This is a genomic window from Carboxylicivirga sp. M1479 (genome assembly GCF_007097485.1).
Lineage (GTDB): Bacteria > Bacteroidota > Bacteroidia > Bacteroidales > Marinilabiliaceae > Carboxylicivirga.
The window spans coordinates 68,181-81,719 of record NZ_VKDE01000008.1 but is presented as its reverse complement, the minus strand read 5'-3'; the positions used below and the strand labels follow the sequence as shown (position 1 = coordinate 81,719).

Below are 13,539 nucleotides of genomic sequence, written 5' to 3'. Positions count from 1 at the left end.
CTATTCGTTAACTATGGCATTTACCTCAGGTGCTACCTTATAAATATCGGTACCCAGGCGTTGCAGATAAGCAATTAATGCAATAATCTCTTTTTCACGAGCCGTTTCAATTCCTGCCGCTTTAAGGCCTGTTACAATCTTATCAGCTTGCTTATTGTAATCATCAATCGCCAATTCATCATAGCCTTCAGGATAAGGTACACCAAGCGTTTGCATGGCCCTTATTTTAGCAGGCAAATCAGAAATATCCAAATCATCACTAATTAACCATGGATATTTAGGCATAATTGAATTCTCATTTAGCTTTTGCGGATCCAACATGTGGCTATAATGCCATGCATCTGGTTTGTAAATTTTACCAGTCATCACACCTTCACGGGCTAAATCAGGACCAGTACGTTTAGAACCCCATTGGAATGGATGGTCATAAACAAACTCACCTGCCTTAGAGTATTCACCATAACGCTCAGTTTCAGAACGGAATGGACGAACCATCTGTGAGTGACAATTGTAACAACCCTCACGCAGATATATATCGCGCCCTTCTAATTCAAGCGGCGTATATGGCTGTACAGTTGATATGGTTGGCACATTAGACTTAATTAAGAATGTTGGAATCAACTCTATAAATGTTCCTACCAAAACAGTAACTAGGGATAGCACCATGAACTGAACAGGCTTACGCTCTAACCAGCCATGTAACTTCTCTCCTTTTTTACCCTTGGTAATATCTTCAATTACTGCACTAGCTTCCTCATTGGCTGCCACCTTACCCTTTGCCGCTGTTTTAAACAGGTTAATGGTCATTAATACTGCACCCAATAAGTAAATAACCCCACCAAAAGCACGCATGTAATACATTGGACGTATTTGCGTTACCGTTTCTAAGAAGTTTGGATATGCCAACAAACCTTCTTCGGTAAACTCTTTCCACATAAGGCTTTGGGTAAAACCAGCCCAATACATCGGAATGGCATAAAACAATATACCCAAAGTACCAATCCAGAAGTGAGCATTGGCTAATTTCTCAGAATACAATTTAGTTTTAAATACCTGTGGTACTAACCAATATAGTACACCAAAGGTCATAAAACCATTCCAGCCTAAAGTACCAATGTGCACGTGTGCTACTGTCCAGTCTGTAAAGTGACTAATGGCATTTACTTCTTTCAACGACAACAAAGGCCCTTCGAAAGTTGCCATACCATAAGACGTAACGGCTACTACCAAAAACTTAAGTGTTGCACTCTCTCTTACCTTATCCCATGCACCACGTAATGTAAGTAAGCCGTTAAGCATACCACCCCACGATGGTGCTAGCAACATAATTGAGAAAACAGTACCCAATGACTGAGCCCAGTCGGGTAAAGCAGTGTATAATAAATGGTGCGGTCCGGCCCAAATGTATATAAACAAGAAAGACCAAAAGTGCACGATCGATAAGCGATAAGAATAAACAGGACGATTGGATGCCTTAGGGATGAAGTAATACATCAGTCCCAAATAAGGTGTTGTTAAGAAAAATGCAACTGCATTGTGCCCATACCACCATTGTACCAAAGCGTCCTGAACACCAGCATACCAAGAGTAACTTTTCCATAAGGAAACAGGTAACTCAACAGAGTTAACCACATGCAGAACAGTAACAGTAATAAAAGTTGCCAGATAGAACCAAATGGCTACATATAGGTGCTTTACACGGCGCTTTACAATGGTTCCAAACATGTTCCAACCAAAAATGAGCCATACAACAGCTATCATAATATCAATAGGCCATTCTAACTCAGCATACTCCTTACCGGTTGTAAAACCAAGTGCCAAAGTAAGTGCTGCCAGCACAATTATAAGCTGCCATCCCCAAAAATGCACATAACTTAGTATATCGCTAAACATGCGTGTTTTAAGCAGGCGCTGCATGGAGTAATAAACACCCATAAAAATACCATTTCCGACAAATGCGAAAATGGCCGCGTTGGTGTGAATAGGTCTAACCCTACCAAAAGTTGTGTATTCCAGATCAAAATTAAAGATTGGCATAGCCATTTGCAAAGCCGCTAAAACACCGGCTGCCATACCTACCAATCCCCAAATAATGGTGGCATACATAAAATATTTGACAATTTTATTGTCGTAATAAAACGTCTCTTGCTTCATGTGTTCAACATTTTTCAATATTCAACAAAACAAGTACTAAGCCTTTGCTTGCTTACCTGTTTTACTGAGATTTTGGATTTTATTATTACTTTTTCTTTTCTCTTCTTGCTGATCAAATAAAATGCGTACCGAGGGCGAATAATCATCGTCGTATTGACCAGTTTTTACAGCCCATATAAAAAGGCCTAAAAACACTAATGCTACACATAAACTGGCTACTACAAGTACAATAATTATCTCCATCCTCTTTCAAATAATTTGAAACATGGCAAAAATAGAAAATATATTAAGATTTTAAGGTCTTATTATTTATATTTCACTTGCCAAGTTTTCGCCTTTAATGACAATCAGTACAATATGATTGTTTAACATTTTTTAGTTTTTTTCCCTATTCAGTGCTATCCTATTCATTATCAAGAGTGATTTTAAACAAAAAGTTACGCATTGCAAACATCATAGGCCTTTGCGCCTGCCACTCAACATGACTGAAATACTGGTAAACACAACCACAGACACACTACTTAATGGCATAAGAATAGCAGCAAACAACGGACTTAACCGTCCCGAAACCGCAAACGACAAGCCCACTACATTATATAAAAAGGATATTATTATGGCGACATAAACAATTTTAAGGGCCGAACGTGAGAAACGTATAAATTTAGGCAGATGCATTAACTCTGATGCACTGATAATGGCATCGCTGGATGGAGAAAACTGATGAACATCATCGGCCACGGCAATTCCCACTTGTGCTTCTTTTAAAGCCCCAACATCGTTTAAGCCATCTCCAACCATCATAACTGTTTTCCCTTGTTTCTTTAGCTGCGAAACGTAGGACTGTTTATCCTTTGGCGTTTGGTAAAAATGAATCCTATCCTTATGATTCACAATTTCGTTTAATACCCCTTGCTCGGCATCGTTATCTCCTGATAATATATGTACTTCAGTAAATTCCTGAACCGTTTTAACCATACTTTGCCAATTGGGGCGGTAATAGTTTTTAATGGTATAAAAGCCAAGCACCTTATCATCCAATTTAATGTAAACCTGTGCCGATTGATTTTTTGCATCACTCCTTGCTCCAACAAATTGCGCCGAACCCATTTGAATGTATTGATTCATAACCATGGCTTCTACTCCGGCTCCCTCTACCTCTTTAAAATCCAATACATCAAAAGTACCCACTTTTTCGAGATGCTTAACTAAGGCTCTGCTTAAAGGATGGCGTGATTGGTAGGCCAAAGATTTAACAATAGATTGGGTATATTGATCGAGTTCAGCTCCCTCAAACTGTACTTCAAAGTGATCAGGATCCGTCAATGTACCTGTTTTATCAAAAACCACAGCATCCACTTTGGTCAACTTTTCAATAATGGCTGTTAGCTTCAAATAAAAATGGTTTTTACCGAGTATACGACCTGCATGACCAAAAGCAAAAGGCACCGAGAGCGCCAAGGCACATGGGCACGCAATTATTAATACCGATGTGAAAGCCATCACTGCTTTGCTGCTGTCGTACAAACTCCAATAAATACCAGTCAGGGTACTTATTAGAATAATAGCAATGGTAAAATATTTACTTACCACATTTAAGGTATTCGATATCATGGATTCTTGCTCCTCAGCATCACTGCGCTCTTTCCACAGTTCAGCCAAGTAACCTGTTTCTGCTTTTTTCTCCACTTCCAGCAGCAGAGCATTGCCAATCACGCGCCCACCTGCATAAATCAGTTCTTCTTTTTCTTTACGAACGGGTACCGACTCACCCGTAATAAAGCTATAATCGATGGAGGCACCCAGTGATAACAGCTTGGCATCGGCAGGTATAATTTCACCATTACGCACTTGAATTTTATCACCTGTTTGCAACTCGCTAATGGGTACAATTTCTTCTTTGTTATTGGCTATACGTGTAATACCCAATGGAAAATAAGAACTATAATCATTATCAAAGCTTAGCGCTTCATAGGTTTTTGCCTGATACCATTTCCCTATTAATAAGAAGAAAACCAAGCCAGTAAGTGAATCTAAATAACCCGAACCATTATCAGTGGCTATTTCAAACAAACTTCGAACAAATATGGCTATTATACCCAGGGCAATGGGCATATCAATGGAAACAATGCCACGTTTAATATTCTTCCATGCCGTGATAAAATATTCATTACCCGAAAAAAACATCGCCGGGATAGATAGTAAAACACTAATCCATTTAAACCAGGCAATTATTTCAGGATTAAGGGCAATATCATCAGATAAGTAATCAGGGAAACTTAACAACATGACGTTACCAAATAAAAACCCTGCTACCCCAAGTTTTACCAGAAGTCGTTTACTACGTTTAGCTGTTTTCTTCTGTTCCTCCGTTTTAATATGCGGTTTATAATTGATCGATGCCAGCAAGCCCATCAATTCACTCAGCTTAAGCTCATCTTCATTAAAAGTAATAGCGGCCTCTCGTCGATTAAAATTAACGGTTGATGATATCACTCCTTTGTGCAAACGGTGCATGTTCTCAATCAACCAAATACACGAACTACAGTGAATAGCAGGCACGTATAACTTTATTCGACTAATGTTACCATCGTGAAAATCAAGTACTGAACGCTTAATATCTTCCTGATCAAGGTAATCGTAATAGTCAATTGGCGCTTTTTTATTGCGGATGCCGGGTGCCTTTTCAATATCGTAGTAGGCTCCCATATCATTGTCTTTGAGTATATCGTATACCATAACGCAGCCATCGCAACAAAAATCTTTATCGTCGTGACGTACCCACGATTGTGAGGGGCTTCCGCAATGGTAGCATGTTTTTGACATGGAGGTGTATGTTATGTGAGTTTGGTAATATAAAAAGAAAAGAGGGGAATTTGTTTAAGCTTATTCCTTTAAAAACTAAAAAAACCTGACAGGTCTGCAATACCCATCAGGTGTTTCATTTTATAAACTACTTAACATTACTACTTACATTCCAACACCTACCTCCTAAACACATATTTATATGTATTATCCTTTTCACCTTTTTCTCCAAAGAAAGTTCCTTCCAGTGTAATACTTCCTTTATTATCAAAAGTATAAACCTCTTTTCGAGCTTCCCAATCAGGTTTATCTACAATGCGATAACTAATGTGCAGCTTTCCATCTTTAAAGGCAGCTCTCCCAATGGCTGCATCCAACCAATTGCCACCACCAGCTTTTATAAATACAGGCAAGAAATTATTATTCTGATCGACATTGAGCTCCTTTACTTCCCACATATGCCATTGACCATCACCATGATTATTGGTAAAAACAGACTTGATTTTAAAACCCGTTGCTGTTTTTATAAAATGACAGGTTTGCTTCGCTACCGAATCGGCCCATGGCATATCTACAGTTGATTGGGAAGCATCCATATTCCAAGTACCAAGTGCCCATTTGAGAAGCCCCATCGTACCTTCCTTTTTAAATTCCGCCTTTTTCACAACTGTCATTTGTATAATTTTCCAATCCTTACCATCCTTGATCATCATTCGTGTCCCAGAATCATCTCCTTCTTTAAAAGTAACAAGTGCTGAGTTTTTACCCACATGAAATCTATAATCACCCTTCTCTGGGTATTCGGTAATGGCTTGTGGATTGCTCTTAAATTCTTCTTTCACCATTGCGCTTAAGGATTCCCACGAAGTATGCTCCATGTACTGATTGGGTATCACCACCGCCCAATAAATTATTGGAGAGTGCATCCAGGTGCTTTGCCATTTATCAAAATCACGTTGCATAAAATACATGGTTTCGCTTTCAATCACTTGCTTAATCGCTGCCTCGTCTTTACTTAGCTGCGCCATAATAGCTGGCGATATCAGCATTAACAATACTATTGTAATTGTTTTCATCTTCCCATTTTTTAATGAATACCACTTCTTTTCAAGGGCTATAATCTACAATAGGGATGATCGTTTGTCAAATTTGGATACTTAAACAACTTCAGCACAGCTGATCCTACAACTGTTTTGTGAAATAATTTATCTATTTTACAAAACTATAGTTGTTTAAAACCAATCCTGTCCTAAACGATTTACTTAAGCCTTAAATTGAACCTAGAATTCAATATTTGAGATCTATTTTGAGGATATTTCAAAAAAGAACCCCTTGTTTTACAATTTCCACTCTCGATATTGGTTCATCAAAGGGTTTATCAAGCCATTTTTGGAGATCTATTTTCACGAAAAGATTAAGCCTAATAAAAGCCACCAAATTGGATAATTGCCAGCCATATTTAGAAATTTCTTTAAGGGCTTTTAGGACTAGAATTGTAATTAGTTCTACTTTAACAGATTAAAAGAGAAAGCTTTTAATTAGGCTAAGATATAGATATTTAGTATCTTAGGGGTGTGAAACAACGAAAGCTATGGGTAACGAAATAGTCATCTAAACAACCGACAAAATTATGGTAAAACACTTCATCAACTCTCAGAGCGACTGTGTTCTTACCTTCATAAATTTCATCAATCTTTTCGCACCAGGACCAAAGACAATTTTGATAAAGCACAACAATACGTGGAAGGCATAGTCCTTAGCGACTTAAATAACATTGAGCGTATCAGTGAAACTTTAGATACGGACTATCATAAATTACAGCACTTTATAAGTGAATCCACTTGGGATGCCAGAGCTGTAATTGACCAGGTATCCATGAAAGTTAGTGACATGATGCCACATGATACACTTACTGGTTTGTTAATTGATGAAAGTGGTTGGGTGAAAAAAGGGACAAAAAGTGTAGGTGTAGCACACCAATATTGTGGAAATGTGGGTAAAACAGCCAACTCTCAGGTAGCAGTTTTTGGTTGTTTGTGTAATAAGAAGTACGCTGCCTTAGTTGACACCAGGCTTTATCTTCCAAAAGCCTGGATTAGTGATAGGGCCCGCTGCCAGGAAGCGGGGATACCTCATGAAGAACAAGTATTTAAAACTAAACCAGAGCTGGCGTTGGACATCATTAAGCACCAATTGTCAATGGGTGTCAAGTTTGACTATGTCGGAGGAGGCGGTTTGTATGGAAACGATATAGCTCTTGCCCGTGGCGCCAATTCGTTAGGTTGCATATACATGTTTGATATCCATTCAACCCAGCAAGTCTACCTTGAGAAACCGGAGTTGTACTTGCCTGAACGAAAAAGCAAGAAAAGACCTGCTCCCAAACAGCTGAAAGCCAGCACTGAATCGATTAAGGTTAAAGAGTATCTGAAATCGCTTGCAGCCTCAGATTGGCAGAAGATAAAAATCAGACATTCGGCAAAAGGCATACTAAAAGGACTGTTTCATTATCAAAAGGTTTACATCTGGGATAAAAACATTAACTCCGTAGAGGAGCGCCTTTTGGTCATTTCAAAACGACAAACCAAAGAGGGAGAAGAAATAAAGTACTCATTTACAAATGCCACTCTTGCACTGTATACAGAGAAATCACTGGCTCAGATGCAGGCACAACGCTTTTTTATAGAACACAATTTCAAAGAGCAGAAGCAAATAATTGGCCTTGATCAATTTCAAACCAGGAAGTGGCTGTCATGGCATCACCAGGTCGCACTCAATATGCTAATAGGTAGCTTTATGCTAAAAGAAAAGCTTCAATGGAAAGACGATATCCCTTTATTGTCGGCACGAGACATTATGGACTTTCTGGTATTTAAGTTCTACAAAGAGATGACTGAAGACAGGTTAATTGACCAGATCATGCAACGGCATCGTAAGAGGCAGAAAGATATAAACTACTGTTATTCAAAAGATGAAAAGTGGTAAAGTAGAATTAGTGCTGTCCATATCTGAATCATCACAGCATTTTCACTCGTTCCGATAAAAGATTTAATATGGAGCAGCTGTTTTATTTCTCTAAAAAATATTTCTATCTGCCACCTGCTTTTGTATAGTTCACTTATAGTGTTTGCTGTCCACAACATCTGATTCGTGATTACTTCAATTACTTGCTTGTTCTCTTCATTCCAGATGGCGACTCTTCTGAGTTTCTTCGGATACTTCTTTTTGGACGTCTTTCCAGTGAGTTCAATAATCTCATCTTTAAGGATGTTCATATGTCTGTTCTCTGGTAGTTCATTCTCTTTTATTGTCCGAAACTGGATATTGTCTTTATGTCTAACGACAAAGTAGACGCCTTTGCTGTCCCAAACATTGAGTAATGAAAAATCATTATAAAAACGATCTGCAACAATTACACTGCCTTTTAGTAACGGTACGTCATATGCACCTTTATTATCCGCTGTTTTACCATCAGTTATATTTACGTAGGCGGGCAAGTTTCCGTCATAATCAAGTAGTGTATGCATTTTCACAGCACCTTTGGAAGTCTTGTATTTAGCCCAGTCAAATAAGCTTAAAACAAAGACTAATTGTGGAAGAATCCAGAAGGAATATTTTTGATTTGATTCTGAATTTCCGTTGCTTAAACCCGGTTTGCTGTCCTATACGAGAAAGTAATTGATAATAGTAATCGCGAAATAAAGTCCAGTCTCTATTTTTGTTTTGATAACTAACTGTTGATTTAGAAGGGGCTCTTTGTATACCCAGGTGATTTAGATTACCTGTGGCGGAACGTAAACCATTACTAATATCACGGACCGATTGACTTTTTGCAAATTGACAAAATAGCATCGACACTAAATGAGTCCAGCTGTCATATCCGTTTTGATGCTTATCGGTTAACTTTTCTGAAACAATTTTTTTGAAACTTGTACGATCCAGTTTTGATATGATTTGGGAGAATAAATTTAAATTTGTCATGAGAGAAAGTTGTTTTTGTTGTGCAACTCAAAGATACTTTGAGATACTTAAATTCTTTCTCTCGTTTTTAATCATTTAGGACGCTATTGGTTTAAAACCAAATATTTATGAAAGCTTCTATTCTAAAGCTCGTTGTTATGGCAATTTCTCTCTCAATAGCAATTCAGCTATCAGGCCAAAACGATCAATACCCATTTCAGAATCCAAATCTGAGTAATGAGCAACGGGTTGATGATTTATTACAGCGTTTAACATTGACTGAAAAGGTATCGCAAATGCAGGATATATCGCCTGCCATTGAGCGATTGGGCATCGAAGAATACAACTGGTGGAATGAATGCCTGCATGGAGTAGCCAGAGCCGGACGAGCCACCTCTTTTCCTCAAGCGATAGGAATGGCGGCCACCTGGAATACCGACTTGATACATGAAGTGGCCGGTGTCATTTCAGATGAGGCGCGGGCTAAGTTTAACTACAACATACAAAAAGGACAGCGCAACCGCTACCAAGGCTTAACAATGTGGACACCCAATATCAATATATTCAGAGATCCCCGTTGGGGAAGAGGGCAAGAAACCTATGGCGAGGATCCTTACCTGACAACCCAGTTGGGTGTTGCGTTTGTTAAAGGACTTCAGGGTGATGACAGTGACTATTATAAAGTTATAGCCACTCCCAAGCACTTTGCGGTGCATAGTGGCCCTGAATATAACAGACATAGTTTTGATGCATACACCAATAAAAAAGACCTGTGGGAGACCTATTTGCCAGCCTTTGAAGCAACAGTAAAAGAAGGAAAAGCACACTCTGTCATGTCGGCCTACAATCGGTATTTGGGAGAGTCGGCAACCGCAAGCCAATTATTACTCACCGATATTTTAAGAAACCAATGGGGCTTTGAGGGTTATGTGGTATCAGACTGTGGTGCTGTATCGGATATTTATAAACACCATAAGATTGCAGAGACAGCTGAAGAAGCCGCTACCCTTGCTGTAAAAAATGGCTGTGATCTAAACTGTGGCAACACCTACAATGCATTGACTAAAGCTGTTGAACAAGGACTTCTGACAGAAAAAGAGATTGACACTGCATTAGGCCGCTTGTTATTAGCCCGCATGAAACTGGGATTATTCAACCCTATTGACCAAATGCCCTACGCACACATCGATGAAACACATTTAGAATCAGAAGAGCATCAACAACTAGCACTGCAAACAGCTAAGGAGTCAATGGTATTGCTGAAGAATGATAAGCAGTTATTACCTTTTAATGATGAACCAAAATCCATTGTTTTAATCGGACCTAATGCCAATGATAATCAGTTTTTACTCGGCAACTATTTTGGCGTTCCATCCAACAGAACGACTATTCTGGAAGGCATGCAGAACAAAATACCCAAAGGCAGCAACCTTCATTACTTTAAAGGTGTTAACATTGCCGATGATCAAGAGATTTTTGACATCATACCTACGCAACAGTTTACAGGTGGCATAAAGGCTGAATATTACGATAATGCAACATTAGATGGAGCACCTATTCAAACTGATCAAATAGAAAACATTGATTTTGAATGGGGCGGTGCAGCACCTATTCCTGGTTTAAAGCCAGGAAACTTCTCAATCAGGTTTACAGGAACAATTAATCCAGATGAAAATGGTGAATATGCTTTGGCTGTGGATGAAGTTGGAGGGCATTACCAATTATATATCAACGATGAACTTTTTGCACAAACCAAAAATGGAGATTCACCAACAGTTCAGTTTAAAAAGGATAAAAGCTATACTTTTCGTTTAGACTATCATTGTACGAATGAATGGATATCGTCTATTCAGCTACGGTGGAACTGGGAAGCTGTCAAAGGCAAAGACTATATGATGGATAAGGTGAAACAATCTGATGTGATCGTCTTTGTAGGGGGCATATCGACCAGGCTCGAAGGAGAAGAAATGCCAATTGATGTAGATGGCTTCTACAAAGGAGACAGAACCAACTTACTCTTGCCAAAGGCTCAACAAGATTTGTTGAAAGAATTAAAAGCCACAGGTAAACCAGTTATTTTTTTATTAACAGCCGGAAGCGCCATGTCAATTAACTGGGAACAGGAAAACCTGGATGCCATATTAAATATTTGGTACCCTGGTCAGGCTGGTGGCGATGCTGTTGCTGATATACTATTTGGTCATTACAATCCTTCAGGATGCCTGCCTCTCACCTACTATAAATCGGTAGATAACTTACCTGATTTTGAAGATTACAGTATGAAAGAGCGGACCTATCGCTATTTTACCAAAGATGTACTTTATCCATTCGGATATGGATTATCCTATTCCTCTTTTAATATTCAAAAACCCATTTTGGCAAAAAAACGAATGGGTACAGATGATTCTAACACCGTTACTGCTGAGGTAACAAACACTGGTAATTACGATGGTGATGTGGTGATTCAGCTTTATATCAAAACTAAAAACCTGCAAAACAATGCTCCACTCAAGTCACTCAAAGGATTTCAAAAAATTCACTTAAAACAAGGCGAAAGCAAAACAGTGACATTCAGTTTAGGAAAAGATGAATTACATTTGATCAACGAAAATGGTGAGCAAGTATTTTTTCCGGGCAACTACGAAGTGTTAATTGGCTTAGATTCCAATACAACAAACAGTGTACAATTATCGATTCAATAAAAGGAGTAGCTACCTCACATCTATTAAAATTGACCGATAACTAAGTTAACTACGTTGGAGCACGCCCTGACACACGGCTCAAATAGAATAACTTACACCACTCACCTCACCTCACAATCGCAATTACGAGGCAAGCATCGGCGAATTAAAACCATGTCAAACTAAATCTCTTTTTAAAAAAAATAGGTAAAACACCTATGTAAATTTAAGAATCCTAACACTCGAACATTTAGTAATATACTGGTTGACGATTAAAGAGCTACTCATAATTTCGTCCTACGAATATCTAATCAAAAGGCACTTATATGAGATTAAGCTTTTTACTTGTATTTTTAATAGCTTATTACACGTTATATTCACAAAACATCATGGATTTTGCAAATATTTCTGTTGCAAAGGAAACGAATACACAAGAGATTACAGGAGGATTTGGTAGTCAACTGGCAAAAAAAGTAAGTTTTGTAGATTTTAACGGTTTCATAACTAATGAATTTTTCATTCCTAAAGAAGGTGCTACTACCTTTAATAACCATTATTTCAATCTTTTCTTCTCATCGCAACTAAATGAATATATTTTCATTGAATCTCAACTGGAATATGAACATGCGGGTAAAGATATTGTTTTAAGATATGCCTATGCAGATTATAAATTTTCGAATGCTTTTGTTATTAGGACAGATAAATTCCTTGTTCCCGCAGGAGTATTTAACGAATACAAATACCGGGAGTACATCTCAAAAACAGTTAGCCGAGCATGGGTAAATCGTGAAATATCGCCATCGACATGGGGTGAGGTTGGTATTCAATTAAGAGGTACTGTCAAGATAAATAACATCAAACCGTATTATTCAAACTATGTTGTCAATGGTTTACATGGTGAAACAGGAGACAACATTCGGGGCATGAGAGGCAACGATCGTGACACTAAAGGTGGAAATACGACTAAAACCTTCGGCGGTGCTCTAGGGCTTAGAAATTTAAGACCCAATGTAGTACTACATTATTACTCCGGAAGGCATACAACTGACAATGTATTGAACTTAGAAATCTATGATGCATCATTTTATTATACGGCATCCAAATATAGTATCTGTAGCGAGTTACCCAAGGCAACACAAGACAACTATACTACAGATGGTAAAATTATTACAAATAATAAACTAAGATTCTATTTACAAGCAGGCTTATTTGTTTTAACAAAGGTAGAATCAATAATTCGCTACGATCAAATTGACTTTGAAGAAGAAAGAGCTGACAATCGCAAAAGATCATCCATTGGTCTCATTTACTATTTGTGTCAATCAGAGGCATATAAAGTAAATAATGAAAAAATTAATTCTGACTTGGACTCTGACACAGACGAATTAATAGGGCTTCAATTAGCAATTGGTTTTTAAAAAACTGATATAAAAACAGTGCTACTAAGCTTACATTTATACATTATTATATTAAGTAACAAAGGACAAAGTGTGAAAAAACTAGAAGAATTAAAAGCATTATACATCTTTAATTTTACTAAACTATTTAATAGGGAGTATCAGTCAAATATAAAAATTGGAGTTATTGGTAATTCACAAGTATTACTTTCACTACAAAAAATATCTAAACTAACCAATAACTCTTTTGATGTAAAAAAAATATCTCAACAAACATCCATTGAGGAATGTAATATCATTTACATAGCATCTTCGCAAAATTAGGAACTTACAGATGGTTAAATATACAATCAACAATGCACCTATCCTTTTAGTAAGTGACGAATTACAATTGTTAAACAAGGGGGCGGAAATAGCTTTTAATATAGAGGGAGACAAACTAAAGTATTACATCAACAAATCAAATCTCGAGTTAATGAATTTAAAATATAGCAGAAAACTTTTGCATTTGGGTGAGGTAATTGATATGTAATACTACTAATCAT

11 protein-coding genes are annotated in these 13,539 nt (G+C 37.8%); 5 read left to right on the top strand and 6 right to left on the bottom strand.

The features are described from left to right. The 4 genes from ccoN to FNN09_RS07045 form a co-directional block, all read right to left on the bottom strand. On the bottom strand, positions 1-2,154 hold the full coding sequence (gene ccoN, locus FNN09_RS07060; RefSeq protein ID WP_143300893.1) for a cytochrome-c oxidase, cbb3-type subunit I: 2,154 nt from the start codon (positions 2,152-2,154) through the stop codon (positions 1-3). 36 nt (positions 2,155-2,190) lie between these two features. Beyond that, entirely contained in the window at positions 2,191-2,397 is a 207-nt protein-coding gene (gene ccoS, locus FNN09_RS07055; protein ID WP_143300891.1) for a cbb3-type cytochrome oxidase assembly protein CcoS, read from the bottom strand. A 210-nt stretch (positions 2,398-2,607) separates the two neighbouring features. Beyond that, the gene (locus FNN09_RS07050) at positions 2,608-4,977 is read right to left on the bottom strand and encodes a heavy metal translocating P-type ATPase metal-binding domain-containing protein (RefSeq protein ID WP_143300889.1); all 2,370 of its coding nucleotides are present in this window, start codon (positions 4,975-4,977) and stop codon (positions 2,608-2,610) included. A 158-nt stretch (positions 4,978-5,135) separates the two neighbouring features. Beyond that, positions 5,136-6,032 carry a hypothetical protein gene (locus FNN09_RS07045; RefSeq protein WP_143300887.1) on the bottom strand — a complete coding sequence of 299 codons (897 nt, stop codon included), beginning with the start codon at positions 6,030-6,032 and terminating at the stop codon, positions 5,136-5,138. 586 nt (positions 6,033-6,618) lie between these two features. Between FNN09_RS07045 and FNN09_RS07035 the strand changes: the two genes are divergently transcribed. After that, positions 6,619-7,941 (top strand): IS701 family transposase, encoded by a 1,323-nt coding sequence (locus tag FNN09_RS07035; protein ID WP_143300885.1) that lies wholly within the window; start codon positions 6,619-6,621, stop codon positions 7,939-7,941. On the opposite strand, the gene FNN09_RS21330 is transcribed toward FNN09_RS07035, so the two are convergent. Together FNN09_RS21330 and FNN09_RS21570 are read right to left on the bottom strand one after the other, a co-directional pair. After that, entirely contained in the window at positions 7,917-8,558 is a 642-nt protein-coding gene (locus FNN09_RS21330; RefSeq protein WP_221932444.1) for an IS4 family transposase, read from the bottom strand. The two genes, FNN09_RS07035 and FNN09_RS21330, sit on opposite strands and share 25 nt — an antisense overlap. Beyond that, the gene (locus FNN09_RS21570) at positions 8,521-8,937 is read right to left on the bottom strand and encodes a DUF4372 domain-containing protein (RefSeq protein ID WP_221932440.1); all 417 of its coding nucleotides are present in this window, start codon (positions 8,935-8,937) and stop codon (positions 8,521-8,523) included. The genes FNN09_RS21330 and FNN09_RS21570 overlap by 38 nt, the downstream gene beginning before the upstream one ends. Before the next feature lie 137 nt (positions 8,938-9,074). On the opposite strand from FNN09_RS21570, the gene FNN09_RS07025 reads away from it, so the two are divergent. The 4 genes from FNN09_RS07025 to FNN09_RS07010 all read left to right on the top strand — a co-directional run bounded on the left by FNN09_RS07025 (position 9,075) and on the right by FNN09_RS07010 (position 13,526). Further along, on the top strand, positions 9,075-11,618 hold the full coding sequence (locus tag FNN09_RS07025; protein ID WP_185968917.1) for a glycoside hydrolase family 3 C-terminal domain-containing protein: 2,544 nt from the start codon (positions 9,075-9,077) through the stop codon (positions 11,616-11,618). Between the two features lie 305 nt (positions 11,619-11,923). Next, positions 11,924-13,015: a hypothetical protein gene (locus FNN09_RS07020; RefSeq protein ID WP_143300881.1), complete on the top strand. Its 1,092-nt coding sequence runs from the start codon at positions 11,924-11,926 to the stop codon at positions 13,013-13,015. Positions 13,016-13,033: 18 nt separating this feature from the next. After that, the gene (locus FNN09_RS21565; protein WP_366520166.1) at positions 13,034-13,318 is read left to right on the top strand and encodes a YfiR/HmsC family protein; all 285 of its coding nucleotides are present in this window, start codon (positions 13,034-13,036) and stop codon (positions 13,316-13,318) included. Positions 13,319-13,328: 10 nt separating this feature from the next. Continuing rightward, entirely contained in the window at positions 13,329-13,526 is a 198-nt protein-coding gene (locus tag FNN09_RS07010; protein ID WP_143300879.1) for a YfiR family protein, read from the top strand. Positions 13,527-13,539 lie beyond the last annotated feature (13 nt).